The 17,708-nt window shown below is 71.7% G+C and carries 16 protein-coding genes; 9 read left to right on the plus strand and 7 right to left on the minus strand.

Features of this window, described 5'->3' with window-relative positions; genetic code table 11:
• Positions 1-4: 4 nt before the first annotated feature.
• The 4 genes from ACFC96_RS03770 to ACFC96_RS03785 all read right to left on the minus strand — a co-directional run bounded on the left by ACFC96_RS03770 (position 5) and on the right by ACFC96_RS03785 (position 4,289).
• Positions 5-880 (minus strand): TauD/TfdA family dioxygenase, encoded by an 876-nt coding sequence (locus ACFC96_RS03770; RefSeq protein WP_340456724.1) that lies wholly within the window; start codon positions 878-880, stop codon positions 5-7.
• 33 nt (positions 881-913) lie between these two features.
• The gene (locus tag ACFC96_RS03775) at positions 914-1,885 is read right to left on the minus strand and encodes a quinone oxidoreductase (protein ID WP_340456726.1); all 972 of its coding nucleotides are present in this window, start codon (positions 1,883-1,885) and stop codon (positions 914-916) included.
• Positions 1,886-2,041: 156 nt separating this feature from the next.
• Complete coding sequence (locus ACFC96_RS03780; RefSeq protein WP_376254189.1) at positions 2,042-3,100, minus strand: 3-keto-5-aminohexanoate cleavage protein; 1,059 nt, start codon at positions 3,098-3,100, stop codon at positions 2,042-2,044.
• Between the two features lie 169 nt (positions 3,101-3,269).
• Entirely contained in the window at positions 3,270-4,289 is a 1,020-nt protein-coding gene (locus ACFC96_RS03785; RefSeq protein ID WP_376254192.1) for an AraC family transcriptional regulator, read from the minus strand.
• 252 nt (positions 4,290-4,541) lie between these two features.
• Between ACFC96_RS03785 and ACFC96_RS03790 the strand changes: the two genes are divergently transcribed.
• Together ACFC96_RS03790 and ACFC96_RS03795 are read left to right on the plus strand one after the other, a co-directional pair.
• Positions 4,542-5,624: a TauD/TfdA family dioxygenase gene (locus ACFC96_RS03790; protein WP_376610019.1), complete on the plus strand. Its 1,083-nt coding sequence runs from the start codon at positions 4,542-4,544 to the stop codon at positions 5,622-5,624.
• The gene (locus ACFC96_RS03795) at positions 5,575-7,077 is read left to right on the plus strand and encodes a long-chain fatty acid--CoA ligase (protein ID WP_376610021.1); all 1,503 of its coding nucleotides are present in this window, start codon (positions 5,575-5,577) and stop codon (positions 7,075-7,077) included. The genes ACFC96_RS03790 and ACFC96_RS03795 overlap by 50 nt, the downstream gene beginning before the upstream one ends.
• On the opposite strand, the gene ACFC96_RS03800 is transcribed toward ACFC96_RS03795, so the two are convergent.
• From ACFC96_RS03800 to ACFC96_RS03810, 3 genes are all read right to left on the minus strand, one after another.
• The gene (locus ACFC96_RS03800) at positions 7,049-7,384 is read right to left on the minus strand and encodes a hypothetical protein (RefSeq protein WP_376610022.1); all 336 of its coding nucleotides are present in this window, start codon (positions 7,382-7,384) and stop codon (positions 7,049-7,051) included. The genes ACFC96_RS03795 and ACFC96_RS03800 overlap by 29 nt on opposite strands.
• 191 nt (positions 7,385-7,575) lie before the next feature.
• Complete coding sequence (locus ACFC96_RS03805; protein ID WP_376610023.1) at positions 7,576-8,256, minus strand: DUF2238 domain-containing protein; 681 nt, start codon at positions 8,254-8,256, stop codon at positions 7,576-7,578.
• 100 nt (positions 8,257-8,356) lie between these two features.
• A complete protein-coding gene (locus ACFC96_RS03810) occupies positions 8,357-10,075 on the minus strand; it encodes an FAD-dependent monooxygenase (RefSeq protein WP_376610025.1) in 1,719 nt (572 codons plus the stop codon).
• 224 nt (positions 10,076-10,299) lie between these two features.
• On the opposite strand from ACFC96_RS03810, the gene ACFC96_RS03815 reads away from it, so the two are divergent.
• The 7 genes from ACFC96_RS03815 to ACFC96_RS03845 all read left to right on the plus strand — a co-directional run bounded on the left by ACFC96_RS03815 (position 10,300) and on the right by ACFC96_RS03845 (position 17,703).
• On the plus strand, positions 10,300-11,070 hold the full coding sequence (locus ACFC96_RS03815; RefSeq protein ID WP_340456734.1) for a GntR family transcriptional regulator: 771 nt from the start codon (positions 10,300-10,302) through the stop codon (positions 11,068-11,070).
• 41 nt (positions 11,071-11,111) lie between these two features.
• A complete protein-coding gene (locus tag ACFC96_RS03820; RefSeq protein WP_055563275.1) occupies positions 11,112-11,339 on the plus strand; it encodes a ferredoxin family protein in 228 nt (75 codons plus the stop codon).
• 14 nt (positions 11,340-11,353) lie between these two features.
• Entirely contained in the window at positions 11,354-12,700 is a 1,347-nt protein-coding gene (locus tag ACFC96_RS03825; protein WP_376610027.1) for an ABC transporter substrate-binding protein, read from the plus strand.
• The gene (locus tag ACFC96_RS03830) at positions 12,697-13,554 is read left to right on the plus strand and encodes an ABC transporter permease (RefSeq protein ID WP_340456738.1); all 858 of its coding nucleotides are present in this window, start codon (positions 12,697-12,699) and stop codon (positions 13,552-13,554) included. Before ACFC96_RS03825 ends, ACFC96_RS03830 begins: the two co-directional genes overlap by 4 nt.
• On the plus strand, positions 13,551-14,300 hold the full coding sequence (locus tag ACFC96_RS03835) for an ABC transporter ATP-binding protein (protein WP_340456739.1): 750 nt from the start codon (positions 13,551-13,553) through the stop codon (positions 14,298-14,300). Before ACFC96_RS03830 ends, ACFC96_RS03835 begins: the two co-directional genes overlap by 4 nt.
• A gap of 29 nt (positions 14,301-14,329) precedes the next feature.
• On the plus strand, positions 14,330-17,059 hold the full coding sequence (locus ACFC96_RS03840) for a fumarate reductase/succinate dehydrogenase flavoprotein subunit (protein ID WP_376610029.1): 2,730 nt from the start codon (positions 14,330-14,332) through the stop codon (positions 17,057-17,059).
• Between the two features lie 86 nt (positions 17,060-17,145).
• Complete coding sequence (locus ACFC96_RS03845) at positions 17,146-17,703, plus strand: pyridoxamine 5'-phosphate oxidase family protein (protein ID WP_376610031.1); 558 nt, start codon at positions 17,146-17,148, stop codon at positions 17,701-17,703.
• Positions 17,704-17,708: the final 5 nt, after the last annotated feature.

Genomic DNA, 17,708 nt, shown 5'->3' on the forward strand with positions numbered 1-17,708 from the left:
CGGCTCAGCAGGGCCTGTCACCGGCGATCCCGGCGCGCTCCATCTTGCGGACGGCGGGCCAGTAGTCCTGGACCGCGTAGTGCTGGGTGGAGCGGTTGTCCCACAGGGCGACGCTGTTCGGGGTCCAGCGCCAGCGGACCTGGTACTCGGGGACGGCCGCCTGGCTCGTGAGGTAGTTGAGCAGGTGGCTCGCGCCGGGCGCGTGGTCCTGGCCGAACCGCACGTTCTCGGGGGTGTGGTGGTTGACGAAGTGGGTGGTGAAGGAGTTGACGAAGAGGATCTTCTCGCCGGTCTCGGGGTGGGTGCGCACGACCGGGTGCTCGGCGTCCGGGTAGCGGGCCTTGAGCTGGTGGCGCTGCTCCGTCGGCAGGACCGCGCCGAAGCTGGCCTCGATGCTGTGCCGGGCGCGGAGCCCGTCGATCCGGGTGCGGATGTGCTCGGGGAGCCTGCGGTACGCCTCGGCCATGTTGACCCAGATCGTGTCACCGCCGACCTCGGGCGTCTCGACGCAGCGGAGCAGGGCGCCCATGGGCGGGCGGTCGCGCCAGGTCGCGTCGCAGTGCAGTGCGTTCTCGTAGTGCTCGGGCTTGCTGTCCAGGTCCTTGTAGATGCGGACGAGGCCGGGGTGGTCGGGGTCGCTGCCGAGGACAGGGTGGTCCTCCAGCGGGCCGAGGCGGGAGGCGAACCCGACGTGCTCGGCGCGGCTCATGTCCTGGTCGCGCAGGAACAGCACCTTGTGGCGGAGCAGGAGTTCCTTGATCTTGGCGAAGAGCGCGTCGTCATGGACGGCGTCGCTGAGCTGGACGCCGTGCAGTTCGGCGCCGATGGTGCAGGTCAGCGGTTCGACCTGGATCCGGGTGCGGGCAGCGGTCCGGGGCATGGGTGCTCTCCTGGGGTACGGGGGACGGGTGGCTCAGGGGATGAGGACGGACGAGCCCGTGGTGCGGCCCGCTTCGAGCGTGCGGTGCGCGGTGACGGCGTCCTCGAGGGCGAAGCGCTGGTCGATGCGGATCCCGATGCGGCCGGCGGCGACGTGGCCGAACAGTTCCCCGGCGAGGTCGTCCCGCTCGGCGGGGTCGGCGATGTAGTCGGCCAGCGCCGGGCGGGTCACGAACAGTGAGCCGTGCCGGACCAGTTGCATCGCGTCCAGCGGCGGCACCCCGGACGAGGTGCCGAAGCAGACCAGCAGGCCGCGGCGGCGCAGCGAGGCCATGGACCCGGCGACCGTGTCCTTGCCGACGCTGTCGAGGACGAGCGGGACACCGGCCCCGCCGGTCAGCTGCCGCACGCGCTCCGCGACGTTCTCCTGCCGGTACAGGATGGTGTGGTCGCAGCCGTGGGCGCGGGCCAGTGCGGCCTTCTCCTCGGTGGAGACCGTGCCGATGACGGTGAGGCCGAGCAGCTTCGCCCACTGGGAGACGATCAGTCCCACGCCGCCCGCGGCGGCGTGCAGCAGGATCGTGTCGCCGGGTTTCAGCGGGTGGATGCGGCGCAGCAGGTACGACGCGGTGAGGCCACGCATGGTCATGGCGGCCGCGGTCTCGAAGTCGATGCCGTCGGGGAGCCGGATCAGGGAGTCGGCGGGCATGACCCGCTCGGAGCTGTACGCGCCGAGCGGGCTGCCGGTGTACGTGACACGGTCGCCCTCGGCGACGTGGGTGACGCCGTGGCCGACGGCCTCGACGACGCCGGCGGCCTCGACGCCGATTCCCGCGGGCAGCGGTGCCGGGTACAGGCCGGTGCGGAAATAGGTGTCGGCGAAGTTGAGGCCGACGGCCTCGTGCCGGACCCGGACCTCGCCGGGGCCTGGGGCGCCGACGGCCACCTGTTCGCGGCGCAGGACCTCGGGGCCGCCGGTCTCGTGGAAGCGGATGGCGTATGCCACGGCGATGCTCTCTTCGTTCGGGTTGTTCGGCGTGCTGTGCTGGGGGCTTGCTGTGCCGGCCTGCGTGCTGCCGGTGGGCTCGCTGTGATGGTGGGTCCGCGACGCCGGTGGGCTCGCCGTGCTTGTTCGGCGACGGCCGGCGGACGTCGGCCGATGTCAGCCGGCGGTGCCGCCGAGCATGAAGCCGCGCTGGCCGGGACGCCGGTTGGGCACCATGCCGAGCGCGGCCAGGGTCCGGTCGGTGTCGGAGTAGTACTCGCCGATGTGGTAGATCTCCTTGGCCTCCGCGCCGTTCGCGATGTCACGGCCGAGGGTGTCGGCGATGCTGACCATCTGCTCGACCTGCTTCACGGAACTCATGCGTTCGCCCTTGCGGGCCCACAGGTTGTCCTCGTTGCCCACGCGGACGTGGACGCCGAGGGCGATGCCGATGGCGTTCATGGGGGCGACGGCACGCATCGAGGACTCGATGGTGAGGACGGCGCCGTCGGGGACACGGCGGACGAACTCGATGAGGTCGGCCGGGTGGCGCCCGGAGAACCCGCCGCCGATGGCCACGTAGTTGAGGACCAGGGGGCCGGTGTACACGCCGCTGCGGATGAGACGCTCGACGGTCTCCAGCTGGGCCAGGGTGGCGAGCTGGAAGTGCGGCTGGATGCCGTTCGCGCGCAGGCGCTCGAGGTGTTCGAGGTAGAAGTCGGGGCCCGCCTCGACGACCATGTCCCGGTACGCCGCGTAGTAGTCGGGCTTGGCGATGGACGTCCCGGCGAGGTCGTCGTCGGACATGATCTCGACGATGTTCATCTGGCTGGTGTTGATGGCGATCGTCACCTGGTCGGGCCGCGGGTCGAGTTCGGCCAGCAGGTGGCGGGTGTCGTAGCTGAGCCACTTCGCCTCGGCGCCCTCGTCCTCGGGGGCGAACGAGATGGACCCGCCGATCTGCAGGACCATGTCCGGAACGGCCTCGCGCAGCAGGCCGATGAGTTCGTTGAACTTCGACATGCGCTTGGAGCCGTGCCCGTCCAGTTCCCGCACGTGGATGTGGAGGACGGTGGCACCGGCGTTGTAGCAGTCCACGGCGGCCTGCACGTGCTCGTCCATGGTGAGGGGAAGGTCGTCGGCGTCGCCGGGAAGCCACTCGGGGCCGTAGGGAGCGACCTGGATCACCAGCTTCTGCTGGTTCTCGGGCAGCAGGGAGTCATCGAGGAAGTGCATCGTCATCTCCTGGTACGCGGACGCGCCGGGGCAGGCCTTCGTGGGCACGGCGACCCGACTCGTGGCTGGGGCAAGGGCCTTGATCGACAGAGCCGAAGTGGCCCTTGCGGTACGGCCACGTTAAGAGCGGGTTACGCGCGGCGCTTTACCGCAGGTGACGGGAGACTTGTCAGTTGGGGACAGGGCCGGGGGCGGACCGCTGGGCGCGCCACTCACGGGCGCTGCTGCCGAACTGATCCCGGAACCAACGGGAGAAGGCGCTGGGAGCGGAGAAGCCGAGGAGTCCCGCGATCTCCGTGAGGGAACGGCTCGGATTCGCCACGAGCTGCTCGGCAAGCTCCGTGCGCGTGGCGTTGACGAGCGAGGAGAAGGTCTCGCCCGACGCGGCGAGGTGCCGGTGGACGGTCCTGCGGTCGACGCCGAGGCTGCCGGCGACCTGTTCGACCGAGCAGCGCCCCGTCGGCAGCAGGACCTCGATCAGCTCGCGTACCCGGTCGAGTTCGGTGGTGTCCTCGGAGACCGCGAGGGAGTCGAAGTACTGCCGGGCGTAGCCGCGCAGCAGGGGATCCGACATCGTGTTGGGGGTGTCGAGTTCCGTCGCGTAGAAAACGATGCCGTTGAATTCCTGGTCGAATTCCACCACGGGCCCGAAGAAACGCCGGTGCGCGGCGATGTCGTGAGGGGCGCCGTGGGAGAAGCACACGGACAGTGGCTGCCAGCGGGCACCGAGGAACACCCGGAGAAATCCGTGCAGCACGCCCACGGCCAGTTCGACGGACTGCCGGGCCTCTCGTACCTCGCCGAGTGTGAGGCTCACCTTCAAGGTGGCGAGCCCGTTCGCCTCCGTGAGCCGACTGCGCAGCATCTCGTTGTACATGCGCTCCTGGCGCACCAGGAGCCGGACGGCGCTGCGCGCGTCCGGCTCCTCGCGCAGGACGAGGCTGATCGGGCCGAGGTTGGAGAAACGGCGCCGCTCCGCGAGGAGCAGGCCGAAGTCCTCCCGCCGCGCCGCCGCCGCCGACAGTTCGAGCAGCTCGGCGACGGCAGCGCCGGGAATCCAGCGGTCCTGGACGGCGAGCCCCACGGGGTCGAGCCCCACCCGCTTCATGAGGGCACGGGGGTCGATGCCCACGGACTGGCTGAGCTCGATGTAGCTGCTCAGGGCTGCGTTGCGGACCAGCGGTTTCATGGGCGCGCTCCAGGGCTGTGTCCCAGATTGATAAGGCATCTGTCCCGTGAGGTCAAGCGAGGCGTGAGGCCGTGACTTAGCGTGGCACCACCGCGAAGGCCGCACGGAATTCCGGCGGAAGACACCTTGGCAAAATGCGGGCCCCTTGAAAAGGGGCCGGCATCGCGACGAAGAGGCCGCGACAGAGCCGGTGAATTCAGAACCCGGCGCCTGCTTCTCATGGAATTACCCGGCGGAGAAAGGATGAATGTGGTGCGTGGTCGATCACCAGAACTCCCCCGCCGTCCCTGCACCGGTCCGGCGGTGTGGCGGGGCCGGGATCTCTCGGCCTCCCCGGCCTGGGCGCCGCACCTGTCACCGGCGTGGCTCGACGAACTGGACGTGGCGCTGCGGACGGTGCGCGCCCGGGGCACACCTCTGCTGAAGGTGACCGCCGACCACTTCCCGCTGCCGACTCTGGCGCGCGGGTTGCGCGCTGCGGCCGACGAGCTGGAGAGCGGCCGGGGCTTCGTACTGGTGCGGGGCATCCCGGTGGAGCGGTACAGCGAGGAGGAGGCCGCTGTCCTCCTGTGGGGTGTCGGACAACACCTCGGGATCCCGGTGTCGCAGGACGCGACCGGTCACATGCTCGGGCATCTGCGGGACGGACCCGACGCCCGGGCCGCGCTGTCGCCGCGTACCGAGGCCGCCGACGCGTCGGCGCTGCTGTGCCTGGAGGCGACCGGCTCCCGGGGGCGTACGGCACTCGCCAGTTCGGCGGCGGTGCACAACGCCGTACTGGCTCGCAGGCCCGAGCTGCTCGACGGCCTGAGCCGTACGCACTTCCTCGACCGCCGCGGGGAACAGCTCCCGGGCAGGCTCCCCTGGCAGGCGGTGCCGCTCGCCCACCGGGACGGGAACAGGCTCAGCCTGCGTTACGACCGCGGTCGTCTGGAGTCAGCGCAGCGGTATCCCGAGGTGCCGCGCCTGAGTTCGGCCGAGCGGGAGCTCTTCGACCTCATGGACGAGGCGGCGTCGTCCCCCGAGCTGCGCCTCGACGTCGACCTCGCCCCCGGCGACCTGCTGCTGCTCAACAACCACGCGGTCCTGCACGCTCGCGCACCGCGCGAGGACGATCCGGATCCCGAACACCTCTGTCATCTGCTCCAGTTGTGGCTGACGCCCCATCAACCACGCTCACTGCCACGTGAGTTCTGGGCAGACGAGAACTCCCGCACGGGCGGGCGCGGCGGGGTCGCGCCGCGCGATGTGATCACCCCGCACCCCCCGACGAAAGGGAAGCCACATGTCCGACCTCTGCGCACTGCTGACGCGATCCGCCCGGGCGCACGCTGACCGGACCGCTGTCCGTCAGGGCGAGTGCGTCCTCACATACGGGGAACTCGACGACCTGACCGCCCGGTTCGCGGCGCTGCTGCGGGCCAGGGGTGTGCGGGCGGGCGACCGCGTGGCGATGGTCCTGCCCAACGTCCTGCACTTCCCCGTCGTGTACTACGGCATCCTGCGCGCGGGCGGCGTCGTCGTCCCGATGAATCCGCTGCTGAAGGCGGACGAGATCGCGTTCGTGCTGGACGACTGCGCCACCCGGTTCCTGGTGGCGTCGCCGTCCTCCGCCGACGAGGCCGTTCCGGCGGCGTCGACGGCCGGCGTGGAACACCTCATCGCGGACCCGGCGACGCTCGACGCGCGGCTGCGTCTCTCCCCGCCGATGACCGGAGCCGCCGGGAACGCCGATGACGACACCGCGGTGATCCTCTACACGTCCGGCACGACGGGGACGCCCAAGGGAGCGGAGCTGACGCACCGCAACCTGGTGAGCAACGCGCTGACGGCGGCCCGGACGCTGCTGCGCGCGGGACCGGACGACGTCCTGTTCGGCGGGCTCCCGCTGTTCCACGCCTTCGGGCAGACCTGCGCCCTGAACACCGCGATCACCGCGGGCGCCTGTCTGACCCTCCTGCCTCGCTTCGACGCGGCCACGGCACTCGAGATACTGCGCCGTGACGAGGTGACCGTCTTCCTCGGCGTGCCGACGATGTACACCGCGCTGCTCCAGAGCGGCATCCGGCCTGCCCTGCCGCGGCTGCGGCTGGGGGTCTCGGGCGGTTCCGCGCTCCCCGTCGAACTGCTGCACGCCGCCGAGCGCGAGCTGGGGGTCACGGTGCTGGAGGGCTACGGCCTGTCGGAGACGTCGCCGGTGGCGTGCTTCAACCCGCCGGACCGGCCCCGCAAGCCGGGTTCCATCGGGCTTCCTGTCCGCGGGGTCGAGTTGCGGCTCGTCGCGGAGGGCGGCCGCGTGGTCGGCCCCGGCGAGGTGGGTGAACTGGCGATCCGGGGCGAGAACGTCATGAAGGGGTACTGGAACCGGCCGGACGCCACCGCGCAGGCGTTCCAGGAGGGCTGGTTCCACAGCGGTGATCTCGCCCGCGTCGACGAAGACGGCTACTACTTCATCGTCGACCGCAAGAAGGACCTCGTCATTCGCGGCGGCTACAACGTCTATCCGCGGGAGATCGAGGAGGTCCTGTACCGGCACCCGGACGTGGCGGAGGCCGCGGTGATCGGTGTGCCCGACCCGGCGCGCGGCGAGGAGGTGGCCGCCGTGGTGGTTCTCCGGCCCGGCGCCCGCCGCACGACGGACGAGCTGCGCGACTACGTACGACAGCGGGTGGCGGCCTACAAGTACCCGAGGATCGTGAGATTCGTCGACGAACTCCCCAAGGGAGCGACCGGCAAGATCCTCAAGCGGGACATCACGCTCACCCCGCCGGAGCCTTCGGGAACCTGACCCGACGACCGGACCGGTCCGCGCCCGCTTCCCTGAGACCTGCGTGGTCATCGTGGACGAGCCGATGTCCGCGCCGGCCCCGGACGCGGAGCAGCGTGCCTTCGACCAGATCCTCGGCCTCGCGGGGCCTGACCGCATCATCGTCCTGGTCAGGCCCCGCATGGTCGCGGTGCGTCGCGTCGCCCGCATCCTCGTCCTGGACGAGGGCCCGCCGGGCGAGGAGGGCAGTCACGCCGAACTGTTCGCCGCCGAACCCGTCGGCCGCTGCGCGCAGATGTACCGCCTCCAGGCCGACCGGTACGAGCACGACCGCTCCGCCCGGCTCCCCGGCCCCGCCCGGCCACCGCCTCCGAGCCCGCGTGGCCTGCGGGCAACCTGTCCGCCGCGGCGATCGCGACACTGGGTGAGCGGCTCACCGCGGTTTCGCCGTCGATGCGCGACAGCTTCTCGGGGGTCTCCGTGCGTGGGGCCCGGTGATGCCGGCGCGGCGGTCGGGCATCAGCCGGTCAGGCGGGTGAGCTGCCGGTCGTGCCACTTGCTGAGCAGCAGTAGCGAGACCGTGGCGCCGATCAGCGCGCAGAACATGTCCCATTGGGTGTCCCACACATCGCCCTGGGTGGCGAGGAAGGCGTCCGCCGCGTGCCCGCCGATGACCGCTGCCGCCCACTCGAACATCTCGAAGACCGCGCTGAACGCCAGGCACGCGCAGACCGTGAGCGGCGCCAGCCATCGGCTGCCTCGCAGCGGAGACGTCCGGACCAGCAACTCCCGCACCAGGATGGCCGGTACGAAGCCCTGCATCAGGTGACCGAACCGGTCGTACGGGTTCCGGGACAGCCCCAGTCCGTCCTTCACCCACTCGCCCAACGGCACCTGGGCGTACGTGTAGTGCCCTCCCAGCGCCAGCACCAGCGCGTGCGCGGCGAGGAGACAGCACAGCAGCCCCGACATCGGGAAGCGTCTGCGGGCCAGGACGGCCAGCGGCAGTCCGATCAGCACCCACACCACTTCCAGCACCCATGTCGTCCGGTCGTGCGGTGCCCAGGCGGAGACGGCGAGCCCCGCGACCACGACGGCGACGCAGACGCCGGGCAGCACCGGCGACGGGGCCGGGAGCCGGGCCGCGGACGGGGCCGGATTGTTCGGCGTCCTGCGACGGGCAGCTGCGATCAGGGACATCGGGGCGCTCCTTCTTCTCGGTCACCTCATCGTGGCGGCCCGGAAGCCGGGTGGCCTGAGTACGGCTACTCAAAGGGGAGCGGGCGACGGCCTCTGGTGATCAGGCCGGCGGGGACAGCTCCGCGAGGTGGTCGGACAGGGCCGCCGCCGTGTCGGCGAGGGGGAAGCGGGCGCCGAGGTGTCCGTCGGGGCGCACGACGAAGCCGGTCGGTCCGTCGGGTCGGTAGAGCCGGGCGAACTCCCCGGCGGCGTCGCGGTATCCGGCGACGGCCAGGGGGTCGAGACCGGTCGGCTCGGCATCGCGGGCCAGGACGGCGACAGCCTCCGGTCCGGCGCCGGGGAGCGTGCCGTCGGTGGGTTCTCCCGCGGCGCGGACGGTCTCGGCGGCCCCGGCCAGGCCGGCAGCGTCGGACCCGTACAGGAGCACGACGTGTGCCGTGCGACCGCGCAGGATGTCGAACAGGCGCAACGGGTACGCGGCCACGGGCTCGGTCAGCCCGGTGCAGTCCGGTGCGCGGTCCCCGGGCCGGGGCGATTCGGCGGACCCGTGCGGGCTCCCGGCGAGCGGTCCGTCCCGGTAGCCGATGAGCAGTTGGGCCTCGCGGAGCATGATGGTCTGCGGCGCGTCGGGGTCCGCTTCGATGCCGTGCGTGGCATGCCGCACGGTCCGGCCGACGACCTCCTCGCCGACCGGCCGGCGCTCGGCGTCGTAGCTGGTGAGCAGGGCGGGTCCGGCCTCGCCCCGGACGACGAGGGCGAGCTTCCAGGCCAGGTTGCAGGCGTCCTGGATACCGGTGTTCATGCCCTGGGCACCGGTGGGCGGGTGGATGTGGGCGGCGTCGCCCGCGACGAAGACGCGACCGTCGGCGTAGCGGTCGACGATGCGGTGGCTGATGCGGAAGACGGACGACCAGCGCATGTGGGAGAGGGTGGCCGGCGTAGGGGCGAGCCGGTCGACGGCGGCCTGGATGTGGGACAGCTCGGGGACGCCACCGTTCTGCAGGCCGTGCGCCACACCGTCCCCCGGTGCGGTCCCGCGGCCGGCGCCCTGCTCGGAGAGCTCGGGCGGGACCAGCGTGGACATGCGGTAGCGGCCCTTTCCGGGCAGCGGGATGCAGACCAGCAGGTCGTCGGTGGAACCGTCTTCGGCGCGGTGCATGGAGCGCACGCCGTAGCCGTGCGGCATGTCCCAGTCGGCCTCGACGTCGGCCAGCATGTACCCCTCGTCGAAGGCGCCGCCCTCGAAGCTCAGGCCCAGTCCCTTGCGGACGGTGCTGTGCGCTCCGTCGCAGCCGACGAGATAGCGGACGCGCAGCTCCTCCTCGGCTCCGGAGCCGGTGCGCAGAAGGGCCGTGACGCCGTCCTCGTCCTGTGTGAAGGACAGCAGTTCGGTGCCGCGTTCGATGAACGTGCCGAGGCCGCCGACGTACTCCTCGATGAGGCGTTCGGTCTCGTACTGCGGCAGCGCGGCGAATCCGTAGGGCACCTCGGGCGGCAGGACGAGGTCGATGCGGGCCTGCTCCCGGCCGTTGACGTAGATCAGTTGGCCGCGCATCGGGACGGCGGCCTCCAGGGCGGCGCGGGCCAGTCCCATCCGGTCCCAGATCTCGAGTGTGCGCGGCTGGATGCCGACCGCTTTGGCGTAGGGGAGACGGGCCGGCAGGCGGTCGACGAGGCGGCAGCGCACTCCGTGCCGCCGGAGCTCCGCGGCCGCGCTCAGCCCGACCGGGCCGGCGCCCACGATCAATACGTCGGTTGTTCGGGCGTGCTCCACGGGTACCTCCCAGTACCTGGCCCCGGAACCGGCCCCGTCCTCCATCGTCGCCCGCGGTCGCGCCGGGGGCGAGCCGGCGTCCCGCCCGCCTGCCCCGCGCTCCCGCGACCACGACGCGGTCGTCCCCTGTCCACGTGGTGGGCGGTCAAGTGGCGGATCTCGGTCGTCGGCCGTCGATTCAGCAGGTCAGAGCGGTGCGGCCGGAGCCATCAGGTGGCGCAATGCTGCCGCAACACCATGAGGGCCGGGGCGCCGGTACGTTCCCTGCCATGCCAGCCGAACGTATCCCCGCCTCGCTTCCGGTCGCCGCCGCGCGCCGTCGGCGGCTGCGTGCGGACCAGGCCCGGCAGCTCGCGGATCTGCTGCGCCACCAGATCCTGTCGGGCGGATTCCCGCGCGGCGTCCTGCCTCTGGAGGACGTCATCGCCGCCGACTACCGGGCCAGCCGCAACACCGTCCGGCAGGCCCTCGACCTGTTGCGCGGCGAGCAGCTCGTCGAGCGGAAGGCCGGCGTCGGCACCGTCGTGGTCTGCGAGAAGTACCCGCACGGCCTCGACCGGCTGCAAGGCCTGGCCGAGACCCTGCACGAGCACGGCCGGGTCACGAACGAGGTCCGGACCGTCGGGCCGGTCAGCGCTCCCGGCCCGGTGGCGCGCCGGCTCGGACTGCCCGACCACACCGACGTGCTCTGTATCGAGCGGCTGCGGCGCCTCGACGGGCTGCCGCTGTCCCTGGACCTGTCGTATCTGCCCATGGACGTCGGCGGTGACCTCCTCGGCTGCGATCTGGAGAACACGGACGTGTTCCGGCTCCTGGAGACGCTGACCGGCGGCCCGCTGGGGCACGCCGAGATCACTCTCGAAGCCGTGAACGCCGACGCGCACTCCGCCGCGGTCCTCGAGGCGCCGCGCGGGAGCGCCGTTCTGATGCTGGAGCGGCTCACGCATCTGCCCGACGGCCGGCCCGTGGACCTGGAGTTCATCCGCTTCCGCGGCGACCGCATCACCATGAGCGGCGTCCTTCGGCGCCACTTTGTCTGACCCACCCCACGTTCCTCCTACGACCCTCCCTGGAGACAGCCATGCCCGTTGTCCCGCAGCGCGCCGACGTACCCGTGACCATCGACGAGTCTCGGTGTATCGACGGCTGCACGCTCTGCGTAGACATGTGTCCGCTCGACTCGCTCGCGATCCGCGAGGACAACGGCAAGGCGTACATGCACGTCGACGAGTGCTGGTACTGCGGCCCCTGCGCGGCCCGGTGCCCCACCGGCGCGGTCACCGTCAACATGCCCTACCTGCTCCGGTGAAAGGTCCCACTCCCGTGCCTCATAAACCCCATGTCCGGTTCGCCCGGCTCCTGCCGCCGGCCCTGCTGCTGCCCCTGGTCACGGCGTGCGGTGGCACCGCCGGGGCCGAGGACTCCAGGACCGTCACGGTGACCGTCGGATACCAGTCGAAGACCATCAACACCGTCACCGCCGGAACGCTGTTGCGCTCCCTCGGCTATTTCGAGGAGGAACTCGTGGCCCGCGGCAAGAGGGACGGCAAGACCTACAGGGTGAAGTGGCAGGACTACGCGACCGGCGCTCCCATCACCGCCCAGATGACCGCAGGGAAGATCGACATCGGGTCGATGGGCGACTTCCCGCTGCTGATCAACGCGGCCCGGGGCAAGCAGCTGGGGCAGCCGACACGGCTCGTCTCGGTCACCGGCTACAACCTGCGCGGGGGGCTCAACACCGTGGTCACCGCTCCCGGTTCGCGCCTGAGGTCACTGGCCGACCTGCGCGGCAGAAAAGTGTCCACCAGCATCGGCTCGGCCGCCGACGGCACCCTGGTACGCGCCCTGAAGAAGGCCGGGATCGACCCGGAGAAAGGCATCAGCAAACTCAACCAGCAGCCCAGCGTGGGCGCGTCCGCCCTGGCCGGGGGCAGCGTGGACGCGCTGTCCCAATTCGTCGCCTGGCCGGGCCAGTTGGCGTACGAGGGAAAGGCGAATGCCCTGTACGACGGGGCCGACCTGAATCTGCCGACGTTCCACGGAGTCACCGTCCGGGAGAAGTTCGCCGAGGAGCACGGCGGGGTCGTCGACGACTTCCTCCAGGCTCAGCGACGGGCCACCGACCACCTCCGCGAGCACCCGGTCGCGGCCGCCGAGTCGGTGGCCGAGGAGACCGGCCTGCCCGCCGAGGTCGTCTACCTCTACAACGGCGCCCACGGCATCGCCACCTTCGACCCGGCGCTGCGGCCGGAGTTGATCGCCGCGCTGAAGAAGGACGTCCCGGTCCTCGAGGCGGCCGAGCTGGTGGGCGACGTCGACGTGGACTCCTTCGTGGACCCTGAGCCGCTGAAGCGGGCCACGCACGCACCCCCGTATCCGAAAGCGCACGCCGCCAAGTCCGAGCTGTGGCTGAAGGGCCGGGACTCCACCCGCACCTTCGACAGTCCGAAGCAGCTCCTCAAGGCGCTCCAGGGAGCTGCGGTCCGGGCCGCGTACGTCCCCGACGCGCTGACCGGCACCCTGTGGTTCGCCGACCGCGCGGTGTGGGTCGCGGACGGCTCCGACCTGCGCGCCTTCGTCACCCCGAGCCATGCGAACACGTACGTCGAGGGGCACCCCGGCGCCAGGGTCGTCGGCTACGCGGACGCCGTGAGGCTCGCGTCATGAGCGCGGGCCGCTGGCTGGTCCGGGCGGCATCGCTCGCCGCGGCCCTCGGGCTCTGGCAGCTGCTGACCTCTCTCGACGTCGAACTCTGGCTGCGGTTCGGACAGTTCCCCACGGTCGGCGAGGTGGCCTCCGCCTTCGGCGACCGGCTGGGCACCGCCCCGTACTGGCAGGACCTCGGTCACAGCCTGCGCCGCATCGTGATCGGGTTCCTGCTGGCCGCGGTGCTCGGAGTGGCGGCGGGCACGGCGATCGCGCGGTCGCGGTGGGCCGCCGATCTGCTCGGCCCGCTGCTGGAGGTGGCGCGGCCGATCCCGGCGATCGCCCTGGTGCCCGTCGCGATCCTGCTGCTGCCCAGCAACGAGCAGGGCATCGTGTTCATCACGTTCACCGCGGCGTTCTTCCCCGTGCTGGTGTCGACGCGGCACGCGGTGCGCGCGCTGACGCCGGTGTGGGAGGAGGCCGTGCTCACCATGGGCGGTGGCCGGCTGCGCGTGCTGTTCTCGGTGGTGCTGCCCGGAGCGCTGCCGGGCGTCTTCGGCGGGCTCTCGGTGGGCATCGGCGTCGCGTGGATCTGTCTGATCTCGGCGGAGATGATCTCCGGTGAGTACGGGGTCGGTTACCGCACCTGGCAGGACTACACGGTGGTCGACTACCCCGGTGTCTTCGTCGGCATGGTCACCATCGGCGTGCTCGGCTGGCTCACGTCCACGGCGGTGGAGTTCCTCGGCCGCCGCGCCACCGCCTGGCTGCCGCGGCCGCCCGAGCGAGCGCCGTCCCGCGTCGTACGCCGCGCCGCCGCTCCTCCGGCGGTCCCGTCCCCCGCCACGACCCTGGAGAAGGAACCCGTCTCATGAGTCCGACGCGTACTGCTTCCCTCCGCCAGGGTGCCGAACTCGCCCTGCAAGACGTACGGCTCGGCCACCGTGAAGGACAGCCCCTGCCCGGCACCGTTCGCCTGCGGATCGCGCCGGGCGAACTCGTGGCCGTGCTCGGGCCGTCGGGCTGCGGCAAGTCCACGCTCCTTCGCACCCTCGCCGGGCTGTTGCCCCCGTTGGGCGGGCAGGTCACGCAGGACGGGGCACCCATCGGCGGACCCGCCGCCGACCGGGCGCTCGTCTTCCAGGAGGACGCCCTGCTGCCGTGGCGCAGCGTCCGCGCCAACGTCGAGCTCCCCCTGTCCATACGGCGTTTCGGACGGGAGGAGCGACGCAGTGTCGCCGACGGGTGGCTGGAGCGCGTCGGACTGGCCGAGCACGCCCGCAAGCTGCCGCGCCGGCTCTCCGGCGGGCAACGGCAGCGCGTCCAGCTGGCCCGCGCCCTGGCCGGGCAGCCCCGCGCCGTCCTCATGGACGAACCGTTCGGCGCTCTCGACCCGCACACCCGCGCGGGCATGCAGGACCTGCTCGTGGACATCCTGCGCGGCACGGGCGCGACGGTCGTCTTCGTCACCCATGACGTGGACGAGGCGCTCTACCTCGGGGACCGGATCGCCCTGCTCTCCTCCGGCGAGGTCCTGACCGTGCCGCACCCCCGGCAGCGGGACGCGCACGACGCGCCCGCCACCACTGGCCTGCGCCGCCGCATCCTCACCTCCCTCTGACCACCCGCACCCCTGTGAAAGGCCCGCCCGTGGACACCCCCCTGGCCATCCCCGCCCTCTCCGAGGCGACCGAACTCTCCTGCGACGTCCTCGTCGTCGGCGGCGGCACCGCGGGCACCATGGCCGCCCTGACCGCCGCCGAACGCGGCGCGGACGTGCTGCTCCTGGAGAAGGCGCACGTACGCCATTCCGGCGCACTGGCCATGGGGATGGACGGCGTCAACAACGCGGTCGTCCCGGGCCGGGCGGAACCCGACGACTACGTCGCGGAGATCACCCGCGCCAACGACGGCATCGTCGACCAGTCCACCGTCCGTCAGACCGCGACCCGGGGCTTCGCGATGGTCAAGCGCCTCGAGTCGTACGGCGTGAAGTTCGAGAAGGACGAACACGGCGAGTACGCGGTCCGCCAGGTGCACCGCTCCGGCTCGTACGTGCTGCCGATGCCGGAGGGCAAGGACGTCAAGAAGGTCCTCTACCGGCAGCTGCGGCGCCGCGAGATGCGCGAGCGGATCCGCATCGAGAACCGCGTGATGCCGGTCCGGGTGCTCACCGTGGACGGCCGTGCCGTGGGTGCGGCCGGATTCAACACCCGTACAGGCGAGTTCGTCACCGTGCGGGCGGGCGCGGTGATCCTGGCCACCGGGGCATGCGGCCGTCTCGGCCTGCCCGCCTCGGGCTATCTCTACGGGACGTACGAGAACCCGACGAACGCAGGTGACGGCTACGCGATGGCGTACCACGCGGGAGCCGCCCTCACCGGGATCGAGTGCTTCCAGATCAACCCGCTGATCAAGGACTACAACGGGCCGGCCTGCGCGTACGTCGCGAACCCGTTCGGCGGCTACCAGGTGAACCGGCACGGCGAGCGGTTCGTGGAGTCGGACTACTGGTCGGGGCAGATGATGGCCGAGTTCGCGGCCGAACTCGCCTCCGACCGCGCCCCGGTGTACCTCAAGCTGAGCCATCTGCCGGAGGAGACCATCAACGCCGTCGAGTCGATCCTGCACACCACGGAACGGCCCACGCGCGCCACCTTCCACGAGGGCCGCGGCCACGACTACCGCACGCACGACATCGAGATGCACATCTCGGAGATCGGTCTGTGCGGCGGACACTCGGCGTCCGGCGTACGGGTCGACGCACACGCCCGCACCACCGTGCCGCGCCTGTACGCGGCCGGCGACCTGGCCTGCGTACCGCACAACTACATGATCGGCGCGTTCGTCTTCGGGGACCTGGCCGGCGAGGACGCGTCCCGGTTCCGGCCCTACGAGGGCGAGTTGCCCGGCGAGCAGCTGGCTGCCGCACATGAGCTGATCTACCGGCCGCTGCGTCACCCCGACGGGCCGCCACAGCCTCAGGTCGAGTACAAACTGCGACGGTTCGTGAACGACTACGTGGCGCCGCCGAAGGCCGGGGCGAAGCTGTCCCTGGCCGTGGAGGCCTTCGAACGGATGACCGGCGAGATCGCCGGGATGGGGGCACGCACCGCCCATGAGCTGATGCGGTGCGCGGAGGTGTCGTTCATCCGGGACTGCGCGGAGATGGCCGCGCGCGCCTCACTGGCGAGGACCGAGTCGCGCTGGGGCCTGTATCACGAGCGGCTCGACCATCCCGAGCGGGACGACGCCAGGTGGCTGCACCATCTCGACCTGCGCAAGTCCCCCTCGGGAGCCATGGAGTTCAGGGCCCGACCGGTCGAGCCGTACGTCGTTGCGGTGCCGGAGTTCGAGCCGTCGGCGGCCGGGGCGGAGCGGGCGCTGGGCGAGGTCGCGCTGGTGCCGGTGGCGACGGCGGGGCAGCGGGACGTCGCTCCGGCCGCCCGCCGGGCCCCGTCCGCCGCGGCGGCTCCCTCGCCTTCGGCGGCCCAGGCCCCCACGTCGAGCCCCACCCTCCTCGCTCTCCTCTCTCTGGCCGAAGAGTCTCCCGACCTGGACGCGCTCTCCCCCTACCTCGAGGACTCGGACCCTGCGGTGCGAGCGGCCGGCGTCTCCGTCCTCGCCGAGACGGTGCCCGTCGGGGCCGGTCCCGCGCTCGCCGCACGGCTGCGGGACGGCGCACCCCAGGTCCGACAGGCCGCCGCCGGCGCGCTGCGCGAACTGGTCGAAGTCCTGCCGTCAGAGGCCGAGTTGGGCTCCGGTCTGCGAGCGGCCCTCGATGTGGCGGACCCTGCGGTCCGGGGCGCCGCGCTGGACGTCCTGCGGGAACTGCGGCTCGGCGACGCCTCGGTGTACGCCGCCGCGCTCGCCGACACCGACATCGACGTACGCATCCAGGCCGTCCGCGCCCTGGTCTCCGTCGACGCGACCGCTCACCTCTCGGCGGCCACGGCAGATCCGGCCCGCGAGGTCAGAGTCGCGGTAGCCCGCGGACTCGCCGCGGTGCGCGAACCGTCACCGGCCCCGCTCGCCCCGCTCCTCGACGACTCCGACCCGCTGGTGAGGGCAGCCGCGCTCGCGGCACTCGCCGACACGGGCTGCCCGCCCCCTTATGCCGAACGGGCCGTGGCCGCGCTCGGCGACCGCGCCTGGCAGGTTCGGGCCGGCGCCGCGACGGCTCTCCGAACAGCCCTGTCCAACCCAGCAGTTGCCTTCCTCGCCAAGGCATCCACCGACCCCAACGCGGACGTCCGCAAGGCAGTCGTCCTGTCACTCCTCGCCCACCGCGCCGACCCCGACGCCCGCGCGGCGCTCGCCGAAGCGACCGCCGATCCCGACGCGGACGTCCGCGCCTACGCATCCCGCGCCGCCATGTGACCGCCAGGCGTGTCCGACGGGGCCGGCGTCGCTCGATGACCGCGTGGGCGGCGGATCGTTACAGGGGAGAGGAAAGGAGATCCACCATGCCGACCGAGGAACCTGCCAAGCAGCCCACGACCGAGCTCGACGCCCGCTACAGCTCGGCGCTCAACCCCCGCCCGGGTGCCGCCGAAGTCACCGCCACCGAATGGGCCGAAGCTCAGCGGCAGTTGGAGGCCGCCGAGATCTTCTGGGTGTCCACGGTGCGCCCCGACGGTCGCCTCCACGTCACTCCGGTCATCGCCGCCTGGCACGCCGGGGTGCTGTACTTCTCCACCGGCCCGGGCGAGCAGAAGGCCAAGAACCTCGCTCATGACGGGCACTGCGCCGTGACGACCGGACGGAACTCGCTCACGGAAGGGCTCGACGTCGTGGTCGAGGGCAAGGCCGCGCCGGTGACCGATCCGGCGGTGCTCGAGGAGGTGATCACGGCGTACGAGGCGAAGTACGGGGCGCACATCACCTCCCGCCAGGGCACCTTCCACGGGATCGGGGACGCGTTCCGGAAGGGCGAGGCGATGGTGTTCGCGGTGTCCCCGGCCACGGCGTACGGCTTCGGCCGCGACGACGGGGTCTACTCCCACACACGCTGGGCCTTCTGAGCGCC

This window comes from Streptomyces sp. NPDC055955 (assembly GCF_042270245.1).
Lineage (GTDB): Bacteria > Actinomycetota > Actinomycetes > Streptomycetales > Streptomycetaceae > Streptomyces.

Bases quoted from the DNA above. Each gene is read 5' to 3' on its own strand.
- ACFC96_RS03770 (WP_340456724.1), bottom strand. From the start codon at position 880: ATGCCCCGGACCGCTGCCCGCACCCGGATCCAGGTCGAACCGCTGACC.
- ACFC96_RS03795 (WP_376610021.1), top strand. From the start codon at position 5,575: ATGTCCGACCTCTGCGCACTGCTGACGCGATCCGCCCGGGCGCACGCT.
- ACFC96_RS03835 (WP_340456739.1), top strand. From the start codon at position 13,551: ATGAGTCCGACGCGTACTGCTTCCCTCCGCCAGGGTGCCGAACTCGCC.
- ACFC96_RS03845 (WP_376610031.1), top strand. From the start codon at position 17,146: ATGCCGACCGAGGAACCTGCCAAGCAGCCCACGACCGAGCTCGACGCC.
- ACFC96_RS03815 (WP_340456734.1), top strand. From the start codon at position 10,300: ATGCCAGCCGAACGTATCCCCGCCTCGCTTCCGGTCGCCGCCGCGCGC.
- ACFC96_RS03830 (WP_340456738.1), top strand. From the start codon at position 12,697: ATGAGCGCGGGCCGCTGGCTGGTCCGGGCGGCATCGCTCGCCGCGGCC.
- ACFC96_RS03810 (WP_376610025.1), bottom strand. From the start codon at position 10,075: ATGGAGGACGGGGCCGGTTCCGGGGCCAGGTACTGGGAGGTACCCGTG.
- ACFC96_RS03820 (WP_055563275.1), top strand. From the start codon at position 11,112: ATGCCCGTTGTCCCGCAGCGCGCCGACGTACCCGTGACCATCGACGAG.
- ACFC96_RS03780 (WP_376254189.1), bottom strand. From the start codon at position 3,100: ATGCACTTCCTCGATGACTCCCTGCTGCCCGAGAACCAGCAGAAGCTG.
- ACFC96_RS03785 (WP_376254192.1), bottom strand. From the start codon at position 4,289: ATGAAACCGCTGGTCCGCAACGCAGCCCTGAGCAGCTACATCGAGCTC.
- ACFC96_RS03805 (WP_376610023.1), bottom strand. From the start codon at position 8,256: ATGTCCCTGATCGCAGCTGCCCGTCGCAGGACGCCGAACAATCCGGCC.